Origin of the sequence: Kitasatospora sp. NPDC051702 (assembly GCF_040681575.1) — a bacterium.
Lineage (GTDB): Bacteria > Actinomycetota > Actinomycetes > Streptomycetales > Streptomycetaceae > Kitasatospora.
The window spans coordinates 150725-175372 of the sequence record NZ_JBFAZB010000009.1; the positions used below are offsets into that span (position 1 = coordinate 150725).

Annotated in this window: 15 protein-coding genes; 7 read left to right on the top strand and 8 right to left on the bottom strand. The window is 73.3% G+C overall.

The features are described from left to right. Positions 1–27 precede the first annotated feature (27 nt). Positions 28–1494, bottom strand: coding sequence for an alpha/beta hydrolase (locus AB0N04_RS11145; RefSeq protein ID WP_360213445.1), 1467 nt, complete (start codon positions 1492–1494; stop codon positions 28–30). A gap of 320 nt (positions 1495–1814) precedes the next feature. Next, positions 1815–2192: a nuclear transport factor 2 family protein gene (locus tag AB0N04_RS11150; protein WP_360213443.1), complete on the bottom strand. Its 378-nt coding sequence runs from the start codon at positions 2190–2192 to the stop codon at positions 1815–1817. 559 nt (positions 2193–2751) lie between these two features. Between AB0N04_RS11150 and AB0N04_RS11155 the strand changes: the two genes are divergently transcribed. Further along, the gene (locus AB0N04_RS11155) at positions 2752–3927 is read left to right on the top strand and encodes a macrolide family glycosyltransferase (protein ID WP_360213441.1); all 1176 of its coding nucleotides are present in this window, start codon (positions 2752–2754) and stop codon (positions 3925–3927) included. Between the two features lie 277 nt (positions 3928–4204). Here AB0N04_RS11155 and AB0N04_RS11160 read toward each other — a convergent pair whose 3' ends face one another. Further along, on the bottom strand, positions 4205–4786 hold the full coding sequence (locus AB0N04_RS11160; protein WP_360213439.1) for a TetR/AcrR family transcriptional regulator: 582 nt from the start codon (positions 4784–4786) through the stop codon (positions 4205–4207). A gap of 240 nt (positions 4787–5026) precedes the next feature. Between AB0N04_RS11160 and AB0N04_RS11165 the strand changes: the two genes are divergently transcribed. Beyond that, complete coding sequence (locus AB0N04_RS11165; RefSeq protein ID WP_360213437.1) at positions 5027–5557, top strand: peptidoglycan-binding protein; 531 nt, start codon at positions 5027–5029, stop codon at positions 5555–5557. A 225-nt stretch (positions 5558–5782) separates the two neighbouring features. Here the strand turns inward: AB0N04_RS11165 and AB0N04_RS11170 are convergent, their stop codons facing one another. Next, positions 5783–6604: a sterol carrier family protein gene (locus AB0N04_RS11170; RefSeq protein WP_360213435.1), complete on the bottom strand. Its 822-nt coding sequence runs from the start codon at positions 6602–6604 to the stop codon at positions 5783–5785. A gap of 375 nt (positions 6605–6979) precedes the next feature. Between AB0N04_RS11170 and AB0N04_RS11175 the strand changes: the two genes are divergently transcribed. From AB0N04_RS11175 to AB0N04_RS11185, 3 genes are read left to right on the top strand one after another with little or no spacing between them, the layout of a single operon-like run. Beyond that, entirely contained in the window at positions 6980–8356 is a 1377-nt protein-coding gene (locus AB0N04_RS11175) for a discoidin domain-containing protein (RefSeq protein WP_360213433.1), read from the top strand. Positions 8357–8358: 2 nt separating this feature from the next. Beyond that, complete coding sequence (locus tag AB0N04_RS11180) at positions 8359–9699, top strand: MFS transporter (RefSeq protein WP_360213495.1); 1341 nt, start codon at positions 8359–8361, stop codon at positions 9697–9699. Further along, positions 9696–10670: a hypothetical protein gene (locus tag AB0N04_RS11185; RefSeq protein WP_360213431.1), complete on the top strand. Its 975-nt coding sequence runs from the start codon at positions 9696–9698 to the stop codon at positions 10668–10670. Before AB0N04_RS11180 ends, AB0N04_RS11185 begins: the two co-directional genes overlap by 4 nt. A 346-nt stretch (positions 10671–11016) precedes the next feature. Here AB0N04_RS11185 and AB0N04_RS11190 read toward each other — a convergent pair whose 3' ends face one another. Next, positions 11017–11976, bottom strand: coding sequence for a helix-turn-helix domain-containing protein (locus AB0N04_RS11190; protein WP_360213429.1), 960 nt, complete (start codon positions 11974–11976; stop codon positions 11017–11019). A gap of 135 nt (positions 11977–12111) precedes the next feature. Between AB0N04_RS11190 and AB0N04_RS11195 the strand changes: the two genes are divergently transcribed. Beyond that, complete coding sequence (locus AB0N04_RS11195; protein WP_360213427.1) at positions 12112–13068, top strand: proline dehydrogenase family protein; 957 nt, start codon at positions 12112–12114, stop codon at positions 13066–13068. Between the two features lie 298 nt (positions 13069–13366). Next, on the top strand, positions 13367–14641 hold the full coding sequence (locus AB0N04_RS11200) for a M23 family metallopeptidase (protein WP_360213425.1): 1275 nt from the start codon (positions 13367–13369) through the stop codon (positions 14639–14641). A 650-nt stretch (positions 14642–15291) separates the two neighbouring features. On the opposite strand, the gene AB0N04_RS11205 is transcribed toward AB0N04_RS11200, so the two are convergent. The 3 genes from AB0N04_RS11205 to AB0N04_RS11215 all read right to left on the bottom strand — a co-directional run bounded on the left by AB0N04_RS11205 (position 15292) and on the right by AB0N04_RS11215 (position 24434). Beyond that, positions 15292–15735, bottom strand: coding sequence for a GNAT family N-acetyltransferase (locus AB0N04_RS11205; protein ID WP_360213423.1), 444 nt, complete (start codon positions 15733–15735; stop codon positions 15292–15294). 277 nt (positions 15736–16012) lie between these two features. Then, positions 16013–19699: a hypothetical protein gene (locus AB0N04_RS11210; RefSeq protein WP_360213421.1), complete on the bottom strand. Its 3687-nt coding sequence runs from the start codon at positions 19697–19699 to the stop codon at positions 16013–16015. Positions 19700–19763: 64 nt separating this feature from the next. Continuing rightward, positions 19764–24434: a hypothetical protein gene (locus tag AB0N04_RS11215; protein ID WP_360213420.1), complete on the bottom strand. Its 4671-nt coding sequence runs from the start codon at positions 24432–24434 to the stop codon at positions 19764–19766. Between the last annotated feature and the right edge of the window lie 214 nt (positions 24435–24648).

The following is a 24648-nucleotide window of genomic DNA, read 5'->3' on the forward strand; positions in this document are numbered from 1 at the left end:
CATGGCCACGGACCGGGCGACTTCGTTTCAGGGGGTGAAGGGCTGGCGCAGGTCGGTGCAGGTGGTGCCGTCGTCGGGCGGGGTGGTGCTGAGGAGGTAGGTGGTGATGTGGCCGGTGACGCAGGCGCTCTCCGCAGGGGAGACGGAGCCGTGTCCGAATGCGTCGACAGTGAGCAGGCGGGCGGCGGGACCGAGTTCGCGGACCGCGGCCTGCGCGTAGGAGTACGGGGTGGCGGGGTCGTGGAGGGCGTTGACCAGCAGGATCGGTGCGGCGCCGGTGTAGCGGTCCCAGGGACCGCGGAAGACGTCGTCGCCCTCGCCGGGTGTGTAGGGCCAGGTGGAGCACTGGTTGAGGCCGTTGAAGACCTGGGGGCGGCCGAAGGTCGGGGCCTCCTGCTCCCACTGCGAGGCCAGGTCGGGGAGACGCTCCACGTCGCGGGGATAGGGCATGTCGCTGCAGTTGACCGCGGGGTTGGCGTTGTTGCCGGTGAACGGGGTGTCGGCGGTGCGCGGGCGGGCGGGGCCGGCACCGCCGCCGGCGGGTAGGGCGTCGTAGAGGGACTGCCAGCGCTTGGCGAGCGCACCGTAGCTGCCGGCGTCGGGCAGGCTCGCGTAGAGGTCGTTGACGAAGGAGTTGAGCGTCACGCTCAGGCCGTCGGCGGTCGTGACGGCCGACTCGGCGTGGCTGCGCAGGTAGTCGCGGATCGCGTCGAACTTGCCCCGGGGATCCCCGTCCCCGAAGGGGCAGGCCGACGAGCTGGCGTCCTTGCAGCGCTGGAGCACCGCGCCCAGCACCTCCTCGTAGTTGAGCGCGCGGTCGTGCTCGTAGCGCGTTCCGTCCGAGGAGCGCAGGGCGGGGTCGGCGTTGCCTGTGTTGACGATCGCGCGGACCCTGTCCGGGAACATGTTCGCGTAGGTGTCGCCGAGGAACGTCCCGTAGGAGACTCCGAAGTAGGTCAGCTTCTCGTCGCCGACCGCCTGGCGCAGCAGGTCCAGGTCCCGCGCCACGACGGCCGTGGACATGTGGGAGAGCAGCGGCCCGGCGTTGTCGCGGCACAGCTCGCCCTGGGTGCGCAGGGCGTCGGCCTCGTCCGTGAGCTGCTGCGGGGTGACCGGGTCGCGCATCAGCTTGGCGTCGACCGCGTCGAACTGCTGCTGGGAGGTGTAGCAGCGCAGCGGCATGCTGCGGCCGACCCCGCGCGGGTCGAACGCCACCATGTCGAAGCGCTCCAGGACGGCGGGGGAGAGGAAGAACTCCGCGACGACGGGAGCGCCCCAGCCGGCGGCGCCCGGACCGCCGAAGTTCGTGAGGATCGAACCGATCCGCTTCCCCGGATCGCTGGCGCTGCGCTTCATCAGGGCCAATGGCACCGTGTCGCCTTCGGGGTGAGCGTGGTCCAGCGGGACGGCGTAGGTCGCGCAGCGCATCAGAGCGGGGTCGACGTCCTTCGGCAGGCCCGTGAGGGCGTCCTGTGGGCAGTCTTCCCATACCACCGGCGGGACTTGCTGGGCCGGGGCCGGGGCGGCAGCCGTGATGCCAGGACACCCGGCCCAGAGCGCCAGGGCGGTGAACGCCACGGTGATGCGCTGCGTTGGCTGCCGTGTGGCGAAGACGGACCCCATGCTGATGCCCTCCGACCGTTGTGCCCGCGCGCTGCCCGCGCCTGAGCCCTTGTCGAGCCCTACCCTCATGCGGCAGTTCGCGTGACGTGCCCGGTGACAGTTCCTCTGGATGGAGGTGTGCAGTCGGCCAGGCCCGTGGTGGTGGGGTGTCGCGGCCGCCGTCCCGTGGGGGACGGCGGCCGGGGGACGACTCAGGGGGTGGCGGGCTCGAGCTCGCCCGCGAAGACGATGATCTGGTCGATGAGGCTGCGCCGGAGATGGACGACGTCCGTTCCCGCCAGGCGGGGGCCTCCGTCCGGCGTGGTGAAGACCCACCGGTACCGGGCCCACTCGTCCGGCATGTCCACCGCCGAGCAGCGTGCCATCGTGCCGGTCCCCGCCGGGTGGCGCCGGATGTCCAGCACGAACCGCTCCACCGCCGCGATCCCTTCACTGCGACCCAACGGCCCCCAGAAGACCACGTCCGAGGTCAGGGCCTGGGAGAGCAGGGCCGTCACATAGTCGTCGTTCGAGGCGTTGAACGCGGAGATGAACGTGTCGATCGCGGATCGTGCCGTCTCTTCCTGCATGCCTCAGTCATACCAGCCGTTGCGCGTGCGCCCGTCCCGCGGGCCGCTTTCCGGTCACGCTGGACCACGGGGCGCGACGCGGTGCCGCGGTGGGGGCAACGGCGGCGCCGCGTTGCGGATCTGACCAGACGTCGGTCTCCGGGCAGTTCCACGCGCACAGCTGCCCGCCGCCGAGGCCCGCCCCCGGCACCAACCGCGCGAGGACCGGACGAAGCGGCCTCGCGGCAGCCGCCCTCCTCACCACCACCGCCCATCGCACCACCGCCCACCTCGCGGGGCACTGGACACCGGCGGGGCACTGGACACCGGCGGGGGACTGAGTGCCCCCGGCCCGCTGTGGACCGCGACAACGGACGCCCCAGGCAGCACCCGCGAAGGATTCGAGGCCGCCGGCAAACCGCGGGATCGAGCCGGTCAGCGAGACCACGGCGTACGTACGGTCACCCACTGGCCTGAAGGTTCGCCCTCCACCCTTCATATTTCACCGCACAAGGTAATTTGACGAAGAATCAGATCAGTTCGTGTAGCACCCTCGATGGCATACGACGAGAGGCCTGACATGTCCCGCCCAGCACACATCGCCATGGTGAACGTCCCGGCGCACGGCCACGTGAACCCCAGCCTGGAGGTGATCCGGGAGCTGGTCGCCCGCGGCCACCGGGTCAGTTACGTCAACGATCCGTCGTTCGCCGAACAGATCGAGTCGACGGGTGCTCGATTCGTCCCCCACGAGACGGGCATGACCGCGCTCCAGGGGGCGGTCGACCCCGCCATCCAGGACCGCGTGCACGGCATGATCTTCGGGGAGGCACAGGCGATGCTGCCCCGGATGCGGGAGGCGTTCCACGACGACCGGCCCGACCTCGTCCTGTACGACTTCATGGCGTACGCGGGACGGGCCCTGGCCGACGGCTGGGGCGTTCCGTCGATGCTGATCTCACCGTCCAGGGTCGCCCCCGGGGGCGAACCGGCGGAGCCGTTCCGGGCGGCCGCGGAAGTCATCAAGGCCGAGGGCATCCCGGAGCGGTTCACCCGGTGGCTGGCCGACAACGGGGTGCCGCCCCGCGACCTGTTCTCCTTCATGCTCAAGCCGGACCGCGCCCTCGTCCTCGTCCCCCAGGCCCTCCAGCCGAGCATCGAGCAGATCGATCCCGAGGTCTACTCGTTCGCCGGCCCCTGCCTCGACGACCGCGCACAGCAGGGGGGTTGGACCCGCCCGGAGGGCGCCGAGAAGGTGCTGCTGGTCTCCCTCGGCTCCGCCTTCACGCACCAACCCGAGTTCTACCGCGCCTGCGTGGAGGCCTTCGGCGGCCTGCCCGGCTGGCACGTCGTGCTCCAGGTCGGCAAGGCGACCGACCCGGCGGAGCTGGGGCCGATTCCGGCCAACGTCGAGGTCCACCCGTGGGTGCCGCAGTTCGCGGTGCTGCAGCAGGCCGACGCGTTCGTCACCCACGCCGGGATGGGCGGATGCAGCGAGGGCCTCTACTGCGGGGTGCCCATGATCGCGGTGCCGCAGGCCGCGGACCAGTTCGAGAACGCCGACCGACTGGTCGAACTCGGCGTCGCCCGCCGCCTGGACACCGCCGACGCCACACCCGCCGCGCTGCGCGCCGCCGTGCTGGAGCTGACCGCCGACCAGAAGGTGGCGGACCGCCTGGCGGAGCTCTCCGCGCAGGTCCGTGCGGGTGGCGGCGCAGCCAGGGCGGCCGACCTGGTCGAGGCCGCGCTGGCCTGACCCGGCCACGGCCCGAGCGGCCCGTGACCCGCCCGGTCCTGCGTCACTTCGGGTGCCGGTCGTAGCACCGGCACCCGTCCTCCTGCCCGAACGACTCCGAGGGGGATCGGACCAGGAGGGCGGCCGGCGGCCCGACCGCGGGTGTGCGTGGGCCGTCGGAGGACGGTGAGGACCCGGTCCGTGTCGGGGCGGGGGTCGGGGTCGGTGAAGAAGGCGACCCCTGAGGCAGGCAGGTCGTCACTGGTGAGGGAGCCGTCGCCGTTGCCCTGTTCCCGTGTCAGCGCTGCCTGAGGCCGTTGAGGAGGTAGTCGATGCGGGCGGCGGTGTCGTCCGGGTCGAGTGGGCCGGTGCCGAGCAGGAGGCGGTAGTAGACGGGGCCGAAGAGGAGTTCGACCATGGTTCGGGTCGGGACGTCGGTGCGTAGTTCGCCGGCTGTGACGGCTTGGTCGAGGCGGTCCTGCCAGGCCTTGTTGCGGGGTTCGAGGAAGTCGGTGAGGAGGTCTTCGGCGAGTCGGGGGTCGCTCTGGGCGTCGGCGACCAGGCCGCGCCAGATGACTCCGAGTTCGGTGCCGAGGGCCTGGATGACTCCTTGTGCGGCGGCGGTGATGTCGGCGGTGATGTCGCCGGTGTCCGGGACGCCGGAGAAGGGCCCGGTGCGGTCGTTGAGGGCTTCGAGGACGACGGCGGCCCTGCTGGGCCACCAGCGGTAGATGGTCTGTTTCCCGACTCCGGCGGTGTGGGCGATGCCCTCGACGGTGACCCGGGCGTAGCCGTCGCGGACGGCGATCTCGAGGGCGGCGTCGAGGATGGCGCGGTGGGCGCGCTGGTTGCGGAGGTCCGGATTCGGGGCTGGTGGCATGGTCCGGATTATTCCACGAGACGTCACGTACCGTCTTGACGTGATCGTCTCGCTCGAGGAACATGGTCCGCGAGGCGAGACGAGACGGTGCGTCACGAGGCGAGACGGTGCGGGTTGCCGTACGGGGGAACGCCGTTTCCGTCACGGGGGATCGCCTCGACAACTCACCGGCGGGGGCCGTCCATCGGCGCATCCGCCGTCGACGCCAGACGGACTGACACCGAGAGGGCCGAGAAGGTCATGAAGGGGTTCAAGCGCAAGGCGGTGGCGGTCGCTGCTGCCGCGCTGGTGCTGGGAAGCATCGTCACGACCACCACGACCGCGCGAGCCGCCACCACTCAGGGCTACATCAACGGCTTCGGAGACGTCACCGACGACTGGTCCGACGAAGGTCTCCTCTCCATGAGCCAGCACGCCAACAGCGGTGCGACGGGCATCTGGCAGGCCGTGCTCTACATGGACGGGTTCCTCGACGAGTCGGACATCGACTGCAGGTTCGGGCCCAAGACGGCGGAGGCAACCCGGCAGTGGCAGACGAAGTATCTGGGAGCGTCGGAGGCTGACGGTGTCGTCGGTAACAAGACGTTCGGCAAGGCCTCCACTTGGCTCTCCTCCGTCGAGGACACCGGGCCCTGGGCGTACTTCGTCCGGTACAACGGCGACGCCAGGACGTCCTCGGTCTTCCATCGCGACACGACGTCCGGCCTCTACGGGATCTATGTGAACGGGAAGTACATCGAGGGGTACTACAACTCGATGAGCGGCTGCTGAGGGCAGGCCGACCGGATCTGCTCCGGAGCGTAGGGCGACCTGTCGCCGGTGGGCCCGGCACGATGCGGAGTCCACGCCGGCCGGCCCACCGGCCGGTGCAGCTCAGGGGTGCAACGCATCGCGTCGCACTCCCACCCGCAACCTTGTGGGCTCAGCGCGGCCTGCCGGCGCGCCGTGGGCGGCACCCGTCCGCCAAGGCGGCCACCGCCGTCCGCTCCAGGGTGTTCATCCGAGCAGCGGCAGGTACGCCGCCAGGTCGCTGCGCTCCCCGCTCGCCCGGACCGTCGCGGCTTCGACGGCCGAGGCCCAGTCGGTCCGGCCGGTCGCCAGGCGGATCCAGGTCAGCGGGTCGGTCTCCACCACGTGCGGCGCCGCCCCACGGGTGTGCCTCGGCCCCGGCACGGCCTGCACCACGGCGTACGGCGGGATCCGCAACTCCACCGAGCTGCCCGGCACCTGCGCCGCGAAGGCGTCGGCCAGCAGGCCCACCACCGCGGCCACCGCCTGCCGCCCGTGCGGCAGGTCCAGCCCGAGCGCCACCGCCAGGTCGTCGCCGTGCACGACGGTCTCCACCAGTCGGGTCACCAGGAAGTCGCTCAACAGCATCGGGCCGAACCGCATGGCGAACAGCCGCTTCGGCTCGCCGGGTTCCGGCCGATCCAGGGCGGCCAGCAGCGCGTCGGCCGCCCGGTCGAAGGCGCTCGCCACCTCCTGCGGGGTGCCGGCGAACGCGCCCGCGGCGTGCTCGCGCGCCACCGTGTCGACGGTGGCGCTCAACCGCCGCGTCCCTTCGGTCCACTCCACCAGGCTCACCGGCCGGCCCTCCGGCACCGGCTGGTCCAGGTGCTGTGGCAGCCACTCCAGCACGATCGCGAGGTGCGCCACCAACTCCCGTACCGTCCAGCCCCCCAGCCGGGTCGGCCCGGCGAGCGCTCGCTCCGCACCGGGCGCCGCGCACAACGCGCGCACCGTGTCGCGCAGCAGCTCGGTCTGCCCGGCCAGCGCTGCCCGGACCTCGGCGGGATCGTACGTTCGCGGCTCGGCCATGACGGCAGCGTATCCGCCCTCCCCGGCCGACGGGACAGGTCGGGCCGCGGGTGCGCCGGTCGACCTCGTGCATCTGTCGCCACTGTACCCCTGGGGGTATTTACGGGTCGCCGCCCCGGGATGCCCGTAGGCCGGTGCCCGTCGATCCGCGCGGGATTCGGCACCCCCGGACTATTGTCAGGAAACTTTACTTTTTACTAGGCTCTCGGCGGCGGCTTGGCGCGGCGCCCCCTCGATCGGGGCGTGACGCGCTCAGCGAGAGCTCTGACCCGGCCGCCGCGGTGGTGAGGGAACCACCGCTCGACCGGCGGGGATCGCGTGCGGGCCCCGCCGGAGTCCAGCTCTCGCCGTCGTTCGAGGTCAGGGAGTTCAGGGATGCGTCCCCAAGTCTCGGTAAGGCCTGTTCACATCGGAGTCTTCGCCGCGGTGCTCGTGCTGGTCGGCGGACTGTTGCTCGGCTGGTCCGGGCGGGCGGGAGCGGCGGCCGATCCGCTGCTCTCGCGGGGCAAGGCAGCCACGGCCTCGTCCACGGAGGGCTCGTCCTACGCGGCGGGCAAGGCGTTCGACGGGGACACCGGTACCCGGTGGGCGAGCGCGGAGGGGAAGGACCCGCAGTGGCTGCGGGTCGACCTCGGGGCGAACGCCACCGTCTCGCGGATCAAGCTCTCCTGGGAGGCCGCGTACGCGAAGGCGTACCGGCTGGAGGTGTCGGCGGACGGGGCGGCCTGGACCGCCGTCGCCGAGGAGGCGGCCGGCAACGGCGGCACGGACGACTGGACCGGGCTGACCGGCAAGGGCCGGTACGTCCGGATGTACGGCACGGCCCGCGGCACGTCCTACGGGTACTCGCTGTTCGAGCTGGAGGTCTACGGCGTCACGGGCACCACGCCCTCGCCGACCGCCACGCCGTCACCGACCGCCACGCCGTCGCCGACCGGGACGGCCCCGGGCGGGGCGTTCACCGTCGTCGCGGCCGGTGACATCGCGGCGCAGTGCACCGCCTCGGACAGCGCCTGCGCGCACCCGAAGACCGCCGCCCTCGCCCGGAAGATCGACCCGAAGTTCTACCTGACGATGGGTGACAACCAGTACGACGACGCCCGGCTGTCGGACTTCCGCGCCTACTACGACAAGAGCTGGGGCGCGTTCAAGGCGAAGACCCACCCCGTCCCCGGCAACCACGAGACCTACGACCCGGCCGGCTCGCTCTCCGGGTACAAGGCGTACTTCGGCAGCATCGCCTACCCGCAGGGCAAGAGCTGGTACAGCTTCGACGAGGGGAACTGGCACTTCGTCGCCCTCGACTCCAACGCCTTCGACCAGAGCGCCCAGATCGACTGGCTCAAGGCCGACCTCGCGGCCAACACCCGCAAGTGCGTCGCCGCCTACTGGCACCACCCGCTGTACTCCTCCGGCGGGCACGGCAACGACCCGGTCTCCCGGCCGGTGTGGCGGATCCTCTACGACGCCCGGGCGGACCTGGTGCTCAACGGGCACGACCACCACTACGAGCGGTTCGCCCCGCAGGACCCGGACGGGAAGGCCACCGCCGACGGGATCGTCGAGATCGTCGGCGGGATGGGCGGCGCCGAGCCGTACCCGATCGAACAGGTCCAGCCGAACAGCCAGAAGCGGATCAGCGGCGACTACGGCGTGCTGAAGCTGGACCTCACCGACTCCGGGTACGGCTGGAGCTTCGTCGGGACGGACGGCAAGGCCAAGGACACCAGCCCGACCTACAGCTGTCACTGATGATGTACCTGGCCACCACGGGCCGTCGTCCGGACGCGCCGCCCCGCCCGGCCGGGGTGGGGCGGCGCATCCCGGGCACGGTCGTCGCGCTCGGTGCGGTCAGCCTGGTCACGGACGTCTCCTCGGAGATGGTCACCGCCGTGCTGCCGCTCTACCTGGTCCTGGGCCTCGGCCTCTCACCCCTCCAGTTCGGCTTCCTCGACGGACTGTTCAACGGAGCCACGGCACTGGTCCGGCTCCTCGGCGGGCGGCTCGCCGATCGCGGCTCCGGCCGGCACCGGACCGTCGCCGGGGCCGGCTACCTGCTGTCGGCACTCTCCCGGCTGGGGCTGCTGATGGCCGGCGGGGCCGCCGGCGGCATCGCCGCCGCGCTGGCCGCGGACCGGCTCGGCAAGGGTGTGCGCACCGCACCCCGGGACGCGATGATCACGCTCAGCGCACCGCCGGAGACCCTCGGCCGGGCGTTCGGCGTGCACCGGGCGATGGACACGACCGGGGCACTGCTCGGCCCGCTGGTCGCCTTCGTGGTGCTGTGGGCGACCGCGGACGCGTACGACGCGGTGTTCGTGGTCAGCTTCGCCACCGGCCTGCTCGGTGTCGTGGTGCTGGGCCTCTTCGTCCCGGCCGACCCCTCGGCGCCGCCGCCACGGGCCGCATCGACCCGCCCGGTCCCGTCCCCGCTCCCGGCCGCGGGGCCGAAGGCCGCACCCGGCCCGAACGCCGGACCCGGCCCGACCGGCCCGAACGCCGCACCCGGTCCGACCGGCACGGCCGCCCGGCCGACTGCAGACCCCGCCTTCCGGCGGGTGGTCGCGGCCGCCGCGCTGCTGGGCGCCGCGACCGTCGGCGACTCCTTCCTCTACCTCCTGCTCCAACGCGGCCTCGACCTGTCGGCCGCGCTCTTCCCCCTGCTGCCCCTCGGCGCGGCGGCCTGCTACCTGCTGCTCGCCGTCCCCGCCGGGCGGATCGCGGACCGCGCCGGACGCCGGATCCCGTTCCTCCTCGGCCACGGCGCGCTGCTCGCCGCCTACCTGACGCTCCTGGCCCCGTCGGGCCTGCCGGCCGCCGTGCTGGTCCTGGTCCTCCTCGGCGTCTTCTACGCCGCCACCGACGGCGTGCTGATGGCGCTGGCGGCGCCCGCGCTCCCGGCTGCCGGGCGGGCGAGCGGCCTCGCCGTCCTGCAGACCGGACAGGCCCTGGCCCGCCTGGTCGGCGCGGCCGGGTTCGGCGCGGCCTGGACGTGGTGGGGGCCGCGCCCGGCCCTCGTCGCGGCCGCCCTCGCCCTGGCCACCGCACTCACCGCCGCCTGGCGGATCCTCCCGGGAAGGAAGGCGCGCCGATGAAGTCGCGAACGGTCCTGCTCGTCCTCGCCGCCCTCGTCCTCCTGGGCGGCTCCCTCGGCTACGTGGTGCACGCCCGCCAACGCGACGGCGTACCACAACTCGCGGCCGCGGACGCCTCGTTCACGCTCGATCAGCCCGGTCTCTACTACCGTGACACCGCCACCGGCCGCGTCGCCCGCAGCCCGGGCGGCGAGCCCGGCGGCCCGTCCTGCGCCCGCTTCTACGCCGCGGGGGACCGCGCCCTGTGCCTGCGTGCCCTCCCGGGCACCCCCGCCCGGACCCAGGCGGTGGTCTACGACCGGCGGTTCACCGAGCTCCGGTCGGTGATCGTCCCCGGGATCCCCAACCGGGCCCGGGTCTCGCCCTCCGGCCAGGTGCTCTCCTGGACCACCTTCGCCGTCGGCGACTCCTACGCGGCGGACCGCTTCTCCACCCGCACGTCGATCCTCGACCTGCGCACCGGCTACCTGATCAAGTCCGTCGAGGAGATCCCGCTGACGATCGGTGGCACCCGCCACCACGCCGCCGACGTCAACTACTGGGGCGTCAACTTCGCCGCCGACGACAACCGCTTCTACGCCACCGTCTCCACCGCCGGCCGCACCCACCTGGTCGAGGGCGACCTCAAGGCCTGGTCGGCCCGCACCCTGCGGGAGAACGTGGAATGCCCCTCGCTCTCCCCGGACGGCACCCGGATCGCCTTCAAGAAGAAGGTCTCCGCCGATCCCGCCGCGCCCTGGCGCCTCCACGTCCTCGACCTGGCCGACCTCCACGAACACCCGCTGGCCGAGACCCGCAGCGTCGACGACCAGGCCGCCTGGCTCGACGACGCCACCCTCGCCTACGCCCTCCCGGCCCGGGCGGGCAAGGCCACCGACGTCTGGGCCACCCCCGCCGACGGCACCGGCACGCCCCGCCTCCTCCTCCCCGGCGCCTTCTCCCCGGTCGCCGTCCCGCCCCCGCCGGCCTGACGCCCGCCGTCCCGCCGCCCGCCGCACCGGCCCGGGACGGTGGGCCGCGCCGCCCGTGGACGTGGATGTGGACGAGGGCGAGGGGGTCTCCGCGATGGCGCAGGATCACCCGGAAGATGCTCGGCTCGGTGGCCCGGCGGCGCTAAGCGGCCCGCGACGCCGGAGCCGGCCAGGCCGAGCAGGAGCGGTGTCCCACCCGCCGCCCTGCCCGCGGGGGCGAACGCCGAACAGCCGTCTCCCGGCCGCGACACCCCGCGCACCGCGCCGGCGACAGTACTCCGGCACCCCGCGCACCGCGCTGGCGACAGCACTCCGCGGCCCCTGTGGAGCCGTGGACCCGGGTGGGTCATCCGCTGCCGGGCGGGCCTCCGAAGGTGCGCCGGTAGGCCTGCGGCGTCGTGCCGAGGCGGCGGGCGAAATGGTGGCGGAGGTTGTCGACGCTGCCGAAGCCCGTGCGGTGGGCGACGACGGCCACCGGCTCGTCCGTGGTCTCCAGGCGGTGCCGGGCGAGCAGGACGCGCTGCCCGGTGAGCCATTGCAGCGGGGTCGTCCCGGTCTCCCGTTGGAAGTGCCGGGCGAAGGTCCGCGGGGAGAGATGGGCGTGGCGGGCCATGGCCTCGACCGTCAGGTCCTGGTCGAGGTTGGCTTCGATCCAGGTCAGGACGGGGGCGAGGGATCCGGTCCCGTCCTGGGGGAGGGGGCGTTCGCGGTACTGGCGCTGGCCGCCGTCGCGGTGCGGGGGCGCGACCATGCGGCGGGCGATCGCGTTGGCGACGGTGCTGCCGTGTTCCTTGCGGACGAGGTGGAGGCAGGTGTCGACGCCGGCGGCGGTGCCGGCACCGGTGATGACCGGGTCCTCGTCGACGTAGAGCACGTCCGACTCGACCCGGGCGCGCGGGTGGCGGCGGGCGAGTTCGTCGGCGTACCGCCAGTGGGTGGTGCAGCGCCGCCCGTCCAGCAGCCCGGCATCGCCGAGCAGGAAGGCCCCGGTGCAGATGCTCAGGACGCGGGCGCCGCGCTCCACGGCGGCCCGCAGTTCCTCGACCAGGTCGTCCGGTTGCCGCACGTGCGGGTCGTAGGCCGGAACGCAGATGAGGTCCGCCGAGGCCAGCCGTTCCAGGCCGTGCCGGGTCCGCACCTCGAAGCCGTGCCGCGTCGGCACGCTGTTGCCGGTTCCCGAGACGAGGGCGAAGTCGTAGACGGGGAGCGCATCGTCGCTGCGGTCGATGCCGAAGACCTCGCAGAACACGCCCAGCTCGAAGGCGTGGGCGCCCTGGAGGGCCAGGACGGCGACATCGCGGAGCATCGGCTCCCGTTCTCCCCTCACGACGGTGGCAGGAATTTCAGCCTACCCGTCGTTTCTGCCACTGCCGGCGGGTGCTCCGTCCTGGAAGGCTCGCAGACGTTCCCCCCTCCAACCGCGCGAACAGCGAGGCACCCCATGACCACGCACACCCCCGCCTCAGGCGCCGCCCTCTCGTCGCAGGCGGCGCAGGTCCTGCGCGCACTCGCGCTCGACGAGGACCTGAAGTGGCGCATCCCCGGCGACCCCGTGCTGGGCTCCTTGGCCCGCAAGGTCGCCCGGCGGTACGTGGCCGGCGAAACCCTCGCCGACGCCCTGGAGCGCGCGCAGCTGATCCTGACCGCCGGCCACCGGGTGAACGTCGAGTACATGGGCGAGAGCTGCCGCGACCCGCAGCGCGCCGTCGAGGAGACCGACACGTTCCTCGCCGCCGCCCGGCTGCTGCCGCCCGAGTGCTCGATCTCCCTCGACCTGTCGCACATCGGCCTCGCCGTCGACGCGGAGCTCGCCCTGGCCAACGCCTCCCTGATCGCCCGGGCCACCGCCGCCACCGGGCGCGAGATGATGATCTCGGCCGAAGGCTCCGACCGCACCGACGCGGTGCTGGCCCTGCACCGCGAGCTGTGCGAGCAGTTCGACCACGTGGGCATCACCGTCCAGGCGCGCCTGCACCGCACCGCGGACGACCTGCCGGAACTGCTCACCCGTCCCGGCCGCATCCGCCTGGTCAAGGGCGCCTTCCTCGAACCCGGGACCATCGCCCACCCGCGTGAGGCCCCGGCCCTGACCACCGCCTACCTGGAGTACGCGCAACAGCTGGCCGACTCGGGCCACCTGTGCTCCTTCGCCACCCACGACCGGGAGCTGATCGACCGCATCGACCACCACCTCGGCGGGAAGGGCCACGACTGCGCCCCCTGGGAGTTCGAAACCCTCCTCGGCCTCGGGCCCGACCGCCTCGACGCCATGGCCGAGCGTGGCCATCCCACCCGCGAGTACGTCGTCTTCGGCACGGAATGGTGGCTCTACGTCTGCAACCGACTCGCCGAGGACCCCCAGCGCCTGCTCCAGGCCCTCCTCGACGCGGCCGGATGACCCCACCCCGCGCCGGTTCCGGCCCCACTCGTGCGGGTTCGGCCGGCCCGCCTGCGTTCCGGGTCTTTCGGGCCCGCCCGTGCCCATGGTTCCGACACGACGTCAGATGGCGCAGTGGCGGGCGCCTTCGGTCCGGTCGGCGGCGCAAACCCGCGTGCGGCTGGACGGGTGTAGTTCGACACCTGGCTCCGGTGGCCTCCGCCCGAAGCGGTGCGCCTCCGGGTTGCATGGGCCTGCGCCTCGGCGCGGGGCGTGCCGGGGCCTTCACGGCCCCGGACCCGACGAATGAAAGAGCACGATGGCAGAGCACGACCCTCGTCGCCGCACCGGTCGCGGCCCTCTACTGCGCGGGCTCGCCGCAGCCGTGCTCGCGGGCGGCATGCTGGTGGCCTCGGCGGGACCAGGACACGGGGCCGGCGCGGCCGCTCTGGCGCCCGGCACGCAGTTCACGCCGCTGACGGCGGCAGTGATGACCGAACCGGCGCCGTTCGACGCCACGGACGGCAAGACGCACCTCTCGTACGAACTGCTCACCACGAGCGCACTGTCCAGCAGCGCGCCGGTGCGGCTCGACCGTGTCGACGTCAAGGACGCCCGCACCCAGCAGGTCATCGGCTCGCTGAGCGGGCAGGCGCTGGCCGAGGCCGCCAATCCGGTGGGTGACCCCCTGCCCGGTGCGGACGCGTACACCCCGCCGCCCCCGGCGCCGACGCCGACCGTCATCCAGGGCTCCCAGCAGTGGATCATCTGGCTCGACCTGACCCTCGACCACGGCCGGGCGGTACCCGAGGTCCTCGAACACCATCTCTCGGGTGCCATCCTGACCGCCTCCGGCCCCTCCGCTTTCGAGGAGACGGTGCAGGCCACCCCGACCGCCCGCACCGCGCCCTTGGACCTGAACCCGCCGGTCCTCCCCGGCACCTGGTACGCGAGCGAGTCGTGCTGTGGCAACACCCACCACCGGCGCGGCCTCGCCCCGATCAACGGCCGCTTCGACGTGCCGCAGCGCTTCGCGATCGACTGGTACCGGGTCGGCGAGCAGGGGCAGGCCTGGGAGGGCGACCCGGCCCAGCTCACCAGCTACCTGAGCTACCGCCAGCCGGTCGCGGCCGCGGCCCGCGGCCGGGTCGTGGAGGTCCAGGACGGAATCCCGGACAACCCGCCGCCCCACACGCCGCCCATCCCACCGATCGAGGACACCGTCGGCAACCACATCACCCTGGAAGTCGCACCGGGCCGCTACCTGCTCTACGGCCACCTGGAGCCCGGCTCGCTCAACGTCCGGGAGGGCGACTGCGTCGAACCCGGCCAGGTCCTCGCGCTGATCGGCAACAGCGGCAACTCCACCACCCCGCACCTGCACTTCCAGGTGATGACCACGGCCGAGTTCTTCCCGACCGACAGCCCGCCGTTCACCTTCCGGCGGTTCCGCGTCCTCGGACAGGTCGAACCCCGGATCTGGGACGACAACCTGGGCCTGCAACCGACCGGCGTCCTGCCGATCACGCCCTCGCCGTACGACGGCCCCCACCGAGCGCAGTACCCGCTCGACCGCGAGGTGCTGGAGTTCTGACCCGACTCCGGCACGTCCCCCGGGCGGGCGCCGACGACACGGCGCCCGCCCGGACGCATCCGGTCGGGACGCATCCGGGTCGGGACGCATCCTGTCGGGACGCATCGGGGCGGGCGCTCGCAGGCGCCCTCGACCGGCCGGCACGATCGGACCGGCGACACCCCCTGATCCCCGGCACCGTTCTGGCCGGCCGGGGCCGCCGGCCGGCAACGGAGGAAGTTCGTTCCCGAAGGGGACTTGGCGTTGCTGCGGATGGAATCCGGCGACGGCCGGATCCCGTGCCGACACACCGCCGCACCCCGCACCGTCACGCGAAGGCGGCCGAACCCGGCGCCGCCCGGTGCACCACGACCTGGCCGCCGGGCTGCTGCTCGGCCGGTGCCCGCTCCGGCGCCGCGCTGCCCTCGCCGTTCCGTCCTGGCCGCCGCGCTGGACGGCCTCGCCGAGCCCGACCCCGTGGCGGCCGGGGCCGGGCCACCGCCCACGGCCCGGCCCACCGGGGGACCACCACGGCGCCCGCCCAGGCCGCCCGCGCTCCGGGGCGTGCCGTGGCCGCCGTCCAAGGGATGGAAGCGGGAGCTCGCCGACCGTCGGCAGGCCGAGCAGGAATCCGCCGACTGGTCACCCGGGCCGCTGCTCTGCCGGCTTCTTCAGGTGAGGCGCAGGTCGACGTAGGCGATGGTGTCGCCCGGGAGGACGTAGCGGTCGATCTCGCCGAAGCCGTGAGCCTCGGCGAACCGCAGGCCGTCCTCGTTGGAGGCCAGGACGACGGTTTCGATGGTGGTGGCGCCCAGAGCGCGGGCATGCTCCAGTGCGCGCTGGTAGAGCTGCTCGCCGAAGCCCTGGCGGCGGTGTCCGGGGAGGACCCGGGCAATGACGGTGGCGGTGGACGGGCTGTCGCCGGCGGGTGGGCGTACGGTCGTGCAGCCCACCGGCTCGCCGTCGAGGTACGCGACCTCCAAGTGGTTGCGCCCGGCCCGCTCGCGCACCTCGTCGAGTGACAGGACGTCGGTCGGGATGATCACGTTATGGACGCGTTGCCAGTCGGCGAGCATGGCGTCGCCTACCGGTTCTGTGAAGCTGAGCTGAGGCATTGAAGCAGGAGAGCCGTTCACCCCGCGAGGCGTCAACTGGATAACCCAGTCACAGGAGCAGACCGGGTGGGGCCTGATCCAGACAGTGCCCGGCCGGCCGGCGACCCGCTCGACGGCCTCCTGCTGGACGTCGCCGACTGGAACGTCGAGCAGCTCGTCGACGACGCTGCGCGCGGTCGCCGACCTCGGCGGGCGTGGGACATGGCCGCCGGGTTCGATCGGGTACCGGTGGCAGGGAAGGGTGGTGTGAGCGGGCTGTCCTTCCCGAACGCCGAGGTCATCGCCCCTCCTCGATCCCGGGTACCGGTGCGACCGGCGGGGGGCAGATGGCCGGCACCGGGGTGAGCGGCGAGGTGCGCAGGACCCGGACGCTTCCCAACCCCTGCGAAAGCGGCGGAAGTTCGTTCCGCCCGCCTGGTTCCGGGAGGGCCTCGACGGCGACCACGCTGAGCGAGGCGTCCAGGGGCAGGCCGAGGAAGGCGAGCTTGGCGAGGATCTCGCCGTTCGGGAAGGACAGCACGCTCGACGGGACCTGGGGATCGAACGGTTCGTGCTTCCAGGCCGGAGGGCCGCCGGCGTGCGGGCGGGAGTCCAGCAGCACGTTGCGCCAGTCCCGGCCATCGGCCTGCTGCACCTGGGCGTAGAGCAGCGCGCTGATCGTGGTGGCCGGCGGGTACGGGCGCACTCCGGTGCCGTCGGCCACCGAGGCTGCGTGCAGGGCGGTGACGGTGACCTCCTCGTCGGTGCGGGTGACCGTGCATCGCAGCTGCGGTGCGGGGTGCTGTACCCCGGCCACCCGCAGTGGGAGCCCGAAGCGCCCGGCTGCCGTGCTCCAGCGCGAGCAGTCGTGACCGACCCTCAGCTCGTAGACGTAGAAGCCGAAGAGCTCCGGCGCGTCGGGGCCGAGGCCTTCGGGCAGTGGTAGCAGGTAGTGCAGGCCGTCCGCGGCGGGGATCAGCTCCTGCATGAGCGCGTGGCCGGCGCAGTCGGCGGAGCTGCTCGGGGTGACGACCCGGATGGGCTCGGCGACGTCGAGCGGCGGTTCGGCGGGATCGGGCCGCTCCGGGGCCCCGCGCAGCAGCATCGGGTCGGGGGCGCCGGCCAGGACGCGGGCGAAGTAGCGGTCGGCCGGGTCCTTCGGCGGTTCGGCGAGTTCGAGGTAGAGCAGGCGGCGCCGCTCCCCGGTCGCGGTGTAGCGGTCCTGGTCACGCTGGTAGGGGGTGGCGGCGATGCCGGCGGACCGAAGCCGGGGGACCTGGCCGGGCGGTGTGGTGATCGGCAGCCGTAGCGGCCATTGCTGGACCGGGTCCTGCCGGACCGGGTCCTGCTGGGCCGGCGGCGGGCGGAAGGCGGGCACCAGGCTGTAGGTCAGCCGGGTCTCGCTCGGGGGCTTGTCGACGGGCGGTTGGTCGTCGTAGGCGTCGAGGAAGAGGAGCTCGGTGCGGTCCCGCGCCTGCGGGTCGCCGTCCCCGTCCGCCGGGCCTGTCCCGTCCGGCCGGCCCGTGGCGCCACGGGCGAGGGTGCGCGGCAGCGTGAGGGTGCCGACGGGGGTGCCGTCGCGGAGTACCTCGAAGGCGGCGGGCTGCAGCGCGTCCCAGCTCCAGTCCCGCTCCAGGCTCAGGTGCAGGCAGACCAGCCAGCGGTGGGTGAGCTCGGTCCTGGTCGCGAAGGTGATCGCGTCCCGTTCCGGGCTGAGCGTGTGCCGCAGCCCGGCCGCCGCGCCGAGGACCAGCCGGCGCCCGGCGCGTGCGGAGAGGGTGAGCGCGGAGCGGGTGAGGCCGAGCTGGCGGGCCAGCCGGTCCACCAGGTCCGACGGCGCGTCGACCCGTTGCCCCGAGACCGCCCGCTGCGCCGCGGAGGCGGGGTTGTCCTCCGGGTCGGGCTGCAGGAAGACGGCCTGGACCTGGGGTCCTTCGGGTGGGGACTGCAACAGCTGCCGCTCGTCGGCGGACGGTGCCCGGAGGTACACGCTCACGGGCGCCGCGCCGGTGCGCGCGCGGTCGCTGCCCCAGTAGCCGAGCTCCTGGTCCTCGCGTCCGAGGGCGGTCAGGACGAGGCGGACGTCGCGGGCCGTCGGCAGTCGCAGCGGGTCGGGGTCGGGCAGGGGGGTGGGGCCGGTCAGGGTGAGGTCCGTGAGCCGGTCGGTCGTGGGGAGGTCCTCGAAGACGGCGCGCAGCGTCAGCGGCTGGTCGGCCGCGGGAGGGAAGGCCTTGACCGCCGTGTACAGCGGGCGGAACGGCTGGGCGGTGTCGGAGTCGGTGCCGGAGTCGGTGTCGGCCGCAGGGTCCCCCTGGAGCGTGCGCACCGACACGTCGATGCGCAGCTGCGTGACGTCCGGATCGGGCCGGACGGCCTCGCGGTACTCGCTCTGGGCTGCGGGCAGGTCGGCGAGCAGCGCGTCCATGGCGTCCGGGAAGCCGGTGTACACCAGGTCGGGGTAGCCGAGCAGTGGCCGGTGGACGGTGTAGCCGGCGCTGCGGCCGTCCGCCCCGAGCCCGCTGTGGTCGACCCGGACGGCTCGCGGCGGGACGAAGCGGCGGAACGGGACGACGGCGACCGGCGCGGGCGCGCTCGGGTCGTGCTGGTCGGTGACGAGCGGACCGCCGCCGGCCAGGTCCGTCAGCCGGACGCGGAACTGGTAGGTGTGTCCGTAGCGCAGCGGGACGGCGTCGGCGTCCACCGCTCGGTAGACCGTGTCGGCGTTGGCGCCCTTGCGCCCCGAGACCTTGATGGCACTCGGATCGGCCAGCACCAGTGACCCGCCGCGCCAGGCGGTGAAGTAGGCCGGCAGCCAGAACTCGTCCTTCGCCTGCAGGGTGTGGTTGACGGGCGTGGTCTCGACGGCCAGTTCGCCGTCGAAGTGGCCGAACCCGAGCGGGCCGAGCGTGAGGTCGCCGGCGACGTGGGTCAGTGAGTGCCAGGGCGCGTCCGGGGCGCCGTCCTCGCGGACGTCCACGCGGTACCCGGCGACGCCGAGCGGTGAGTCGGGCGACGGCTGGGTGTCGTGGGCGTTGACGCCGAACTGGCGGTTGAGCCAGACGGTCACCTGGTCGTCGTCCCAGCCGAGCCGGATGCCGGTGTCCTTGACCGGGGGCAGTGCTCCTTCGGGCGGTTCGACGTCGTGCTCGACCTGTGCGGCGCTGCGCGACTGCGCTCCGTGCACCACGCGCGCGAAGCCGTGGTCGTAGGCGTCGGCCTCGACGAAGACCTGGTCGAAGTCGCCGGTGCCGGTGACCGGGAAGAGCACGGCCGCGAAGACCGGACGCGCGGTGGTCAGTGGCGGGATCCGGGCGGCGTAGCGTGCGAGCAGGGCCGGATTCGTGTTCGCCTCGGCCCGGTAGGCGCTGCCCGCGGCCGGGTCGGCGAAGAGGTAGCCGCCCTGGTCGACCGGGTCGGTCGTGCCCGGGGTGAGTGTCGTGTCGTACAGCAGGCCCAGTTCGCGGGCGAGTCGGGGCTGGCGCAGGACGAAGGTGAGCACCTCCTCCCATTCGAGCCGTGTGTCGGGCCGGTCGGGCGGCGGGACGTGGGGCTTGGTCTCCTTGAGTACGCAGTCGTAGGAGCGGTCGGTGACCAGGAAGCGCGAACGCGGCGTGGTGTAGCCGTTCGCGGCGCGGAAGCTGGGCGGGAGGAACTTGCGGACGGCGGAGGGCGGGCCTTCGGGCGGCAGGCCCGAGGGGCGGATCCGGAAGAGTGCGGCCAGTTCGTCGAAGAAGGCGCGACGGCGTGCGGGCCGGGTGGTGGTGAGCGCGGTGCGGCGGGCGCTCGCGGGGGTCGGCAGGTCGGTGAGGGTGGGCACGAACATCGCGTCGAAGGTGAGGTCGGCGTCGGCGAACGCGGTGCCGGTGCCGGGCAGGGCCGCTCGCGGGTCGCCCTGGGGCAGGACGAGCAGGGTCAGGGTCAGCGTGGGAGGCTGCCAACGCCCGGGCAGCAGAAGGATGTTCAGCGGTGCGCTGTTGATGGGCATCGGGGCACCTCCACGATCGGGCGGCACGGGGCAGGCGGTCCCGGCGCACGAGGGGCAGCTGGTCTCAGGGCACGGGGATCAGCCCGGCCTTGGCGGCGCCCGCGACGAGTTGCCAGTCGACGGTGACGTCGAAGGCGGTGTGGAAGGACTTGCGGGCCTTCACCAACCACGCCGCGGTGACGGTGCCGGCGACCAGGATGTCGCCGTGCAGCCTGACCGAGATCTCCCGGACGTCGACGCGGTCGACGTCGAGGTGGCCGTCCACGGAGAAGCTGAACCCGAGCAGCCCGGACAGCAGCGTGGCGCGGCCGTCCATGCCGAGCACGATGCCCGGCTGGAAGCGGTCGCCGGCCCGTCCGATGAAGTAGCCGTACTTGACGCCGGCTTCGAGGTCGATCAGGCCGGGGATGAGCGTGCCGCCGACCGAGCCGACTGCGCAGGCGTCCAACTCGACGGTGGTGGCGCCGGTCTGATCCGCGCCGATCTTGAAGCGCAGCAGCCCGCCGCCGTAGACCGCGGGGAAGATCTGTTGCTGGTAGCTGCCGGTGATCTCCAGGAAGACCGATCCTCCGCTCTTCGCGGCCACCAGGTCGGCGGCGATGTCGGCGCCGACCTTGAGGTGGCCGAGCAGCTTGCCGAACCCGCACTCGACCGGCTGTCCGTCCGGGTCGGCCACCGCGAAGTCCGCGACGGCGGTGAGGCGTACGGCGGTGCCGTCGCGGGTGAGCGAGACCTGCAGCGGGCCGGGCAGTCCCGGTGTTCCGTGGCTCGGCACCAGGCTGTTGAGCAGGTTCATCACTTCGGCCACCGGCTGCAGCGGGCCGGCCAGCTCGACTGCGGGCGTGGGGAAGTCCGTCGAGCCGGCGGTCGGCGAGTCGATGTCGTGGACGATGGTGAGGATCTCGCCGAGCGGCTCGAACCGTAGGTGCTGTTCGACCTGCTGCTGCACGATCCGCCAGTCCTTGTCGGACTCGACCCGCACCGTGGACGAGGCGTACTGCGTGCGCGCCGTCCACGAGTCGGCGTTCACCAGGAGTTGGTCCACCGCGGCGGGGAAGGAGACCGTGCCCCCGGTGAACCGCAGCCGTCCGGCGTCCAGCGTGAGTGGGAACGCCTGCGGAGGGTCGTTCGGGTCGAAGGGGACGGCGTCCGTCGTCGGCGGTGGGAAGAGCCCGCCGGTGCGCAGCAGGGCGTACGGATCGGCCAGCCGGGGTGTGTCGACGCTGGTGATCTCCGCCGTTCCGGTGTCGATCTTCGGCCGTGGGTAGAGGATCCGCTGGGTCTCGCTCGCGAACAGCAGGGCGTAGTAGTCGTCCGGGTGGTCGTTGAAGAGATGGGCGGGGTCGGCGAACCGGAAGGGGTACGGGTCGGCTCCGGTGGCCGTGGCCTCGCCCCGGCGGATCAGCGGCACACCCCGCTGGGCGTCCACCGGGGCGACGGTCTGGTCCGGTTCGACCCGCACCACGCTCCACTGGCCGGGCGCGGGGAGCGCGGGCGTGCCGTGGACGGCGACGGCGAACTGCCGGGAGGCGGGGTCGGCGCTGTCGGCGTGGACTCCGGTGACGCGCATCAGGTGCGGCGAGTCGCCGATCCGGATGGTGCAGTCCACCGGGCCGCCGAGCGGTCCCTGCAGGGTGAACAGCTGCTGGAGCTGGCCGGGCGTCAGTGCGCCGACGCCACTGCTGGAGACCTGCTCGGAGAGCGGGATCCGCTGGACGAAGCCCAGGTGGCGGTGGGCCGGGATCCGGCCGTTCGCGCCCCCGGCCGTGAGACCGTCGATCTCGACGTCGGCGTCGAAGTAGACCGCCTGGAGGCGGGGACCGGGCGCGCCGGCGGCGCCGTCGAGGTCCACGTACAGCGAGGTGTCCCGGATCTCGCGGATGTCGAACAGGCCCCGTACGACGCCCGGGTGGAAGGTGATGCCGGGAGCCTTGGGGTGGTGGAAGAGCCCGGGTGTGCTGGCCAGCCAGCCGCTGTCGAAGCGGACCACGGCCGCGCTGCCGCGGCGTTCGAGCGTGATGGTGCGTACCAGCGTCGCCTGGCAGGGCCAGAGGACCGTGGTGAACTGCACGCGCTCGAAGGCCGTCCGGCCGTGGAAGGCGTCGAAGGCGACCTGCGTGATCGTCACGGCGGACGTGGAGTCGTTCACCCAGCGGCTGAACACGTTGGCGCCGTAGCCGCCGAGTTCGATCCGGTTCAGCGGTACCTCGGTCCGGAAGAGCGCGTCGAAGTCGCCGGCGAGCAGGCCGAGGACGGAGCCGACGGACGACCCGGGCGTGAGGTTCTCCAGTTGCCTGGTGGCGCCGCCCAGCAGGGGGACCGGGGGGACCACCGCGGGAGCGTCGTCGGTGCCGGCGCTCACTCCGGCCCGCAGGCTCAGCTGGCGCGCGCCGGTCATCCGGTCGGCCGGCTGGCCGCTCGGTGCGGTGAAATCGGGGCTCCGCAGGTCGAGTTCGGGCGGCTTGCGGTACCGGCGGTCGTGTGGATCGAGCATGGCCAGGGCGATCAGGCCGAAGGGCAGTGTGAACAGCGCGCTCACGCCGGCGGCGTCCTGCCGGTAGCCGCGGACGACCTCCTCGGCCAGCGGGACCGGCACGAACGGGACGAGCGCGACGGAGTCGGCCAGGACCAGGGCGGGGAGGCCGTCGTCGCCGGAGCGCAGCGGCCCGTCGACGTCGCCGGTCATGGGGTTGGTCAGGTTGTGCACCGTCTCCCAGTGGAACTGGGGCAGCAGGAAGATCCGGGCGTTGCCGGCGGCGGTGTTGAGCATCAGGTCCTTGACCGTGACCGGGAGCCGGGCGGCGGCGCTCAGCGGGATGCTGACGCCCAGTTGGTCGGAGTTCGAGGAGAGGTCGAGCAGGGTCAGGCCGGTGGACGGGCCGAGCTCGTCGAAGACGGTGAGGAGCCAGTCCAGTGCCTGCTGCGCGGGCGTGGGGGGCTGGGCGGGATGGTCGGAGGGACGGAAGCCGAACACCGGTCCCGGTGGCGGGACCAGGTCGGGCGGCAAGGCGTCGTCGGTGCCGAGGCCGATCGTCAGGTCGGGGGTCGCCGGGTCGGACCAGGCGACCCTGGCCTGCACCGTCACCGCTTCGGCGGGCGGTTCACGGTCCGTGAGGACGGTGAAGTTCGCGGCGTAGGGGTCGGGGAGCATGGGCAGGACGTGGAGCAGCCCGAAGTCCAGCGTGAGTGTGCCGGAGTCCAGCCGGTCGGGTGCGGCCAGCGGCCCGGCGACGGTCAGGCGGGACGGCGGGGTGGTGGACAGCAGCACGTTCGCCAGGGACAGCGCCGTCCGGTCCGCAGGCCGGGGTCGGTCGGGTACCGCGGTGAGCAGGAGCCCGACTCTGCCGGGCTGTTGGCCCAGCATGCACGCCGCCTTCAGCGGAGTGTCGATGGGCTCGCCCGCGGCAGTACGCGGCCGGTCCAGCCGGGTACGGGCGGTGCCCGCGGTCATCAGCAGGTCTCCGGCGGGGAGCACGCTCTCGTAGTCCAGGGGGAACTCGTGGGGGAAGCGGATCTCGACCGAGGAGCGGACGTCGGGTTCGGACTCCCGCCACAGCCGGAACTCCTGGCGGGCCCGGCAGGCGGCGGCCCGTGTGCAGACCACGGACAGCGACTGCCCGTGGGCCAGGACGTCGACGGGGCCCAGGACGGCCGGCCCCCCGTCGAGGCCGGGCCACCTCGCGGTCAGCCCGTCGCTCACGGAGAGCAGCAGCGCGCCGGTGCCGGCCGCCTCGCCGAGTCCCTCGGGGGCCGATCTGACCACGGGCAGTGCCCAGGCCGCGCGGGCGACCGCCGCCGTGCCGGACGGAGTGAACAGGTCGGCCCGGGTCCGGGTGATGGTGAGCCGGTCGGGCGTGGGGGTGAACGGGATCAGCAACCGGCTGGAGCCCTGGTCGTAGGCGGGTGGCTGCGCGTTCGCCCGCAGGGCGAAGGAGCTGCCGTAGACGGTGAGGGAGGCATCGGGGCTGCTGACGGACCCGGCGGACGGCTGGAGCAGGAGGACCACCTCCACGGGGAAGCCCGCCGTGGTGCCTGCGGCCTCGGCGCCCGGCCCGGTGCCTGGTCCGGACCCGGCCGGGGGATCGGGCGTGAGGGTCAGCCGCAGGTCCACGGAGGGCGGCACCGTCAGCCGCCCGTCGGAGAGCTGCGGCGCGGCGCCGACGTGGAGGGTGCCGCTCTTGATCCGCAGGCCCGCCCAGCCGTCGCCCGGGGCCGAGCCGACGAGCTGGTCGACGGCGATCCAGACCGTGCCGCCCGGCAGGTCGAACTGCCCCAGGCCGGGCACCCCCTCGCTCGCCGGCGGCAGCGCGAGGATCGGCGGGCCGGCCGCACCCCGGTGGACGGTCAGCCAGGAGTGCGGCTGGAACAGGTCGAACCAGACCCGGCGGTCCGCGCCGTCGAGGAAGGGGCCGAAGGTGCGGGCCGGCCGCTGGGCCACCGCCCTGCCCGGGGCGGACGGGTCCAGGCCCGGGGCGAACGTCTCGCGGCGGATCAGGCGGGGCGCGGGGCCGGGCGGCCGTGGCGCCGAGGCGTGCCGGGCGATCAGGTAGTCCAGTTCGGCGCGGAGGGCGCCGTCCACGGTCGGAGCGGTTCCGGAGGCCGGAGACGGGCCGCCGGGCGCGCCGTCGAGCAGGGCGCGCCGCAGGTCCGTCAGTTCTGCGGGCGTGGTGTCCGGGCCGGGCCGCAGATCCCCGGTGTGCGCGATCAGCAGGCTGAGCAGGTCGGTGTCGGGCATGACGGTAGCCCCTCTACGCGCGCTGCAGTGCGTGTCGGAGGTGGTGGCGTCCGCGCGCAGCAGTTCCGGGGCCGGTCTCCGCGCGGCTACGCAGGTGGTGCCGGGCCTCCTGCGGCAGCTGCCCCTTCGGGGCCGTGTCGGGCCGCGACCGTACGGTGGAGCCCGCAGACTCCTGAACGGCCGCCGGTCCGGCTGGAGTCGTCGCGGCACAGGG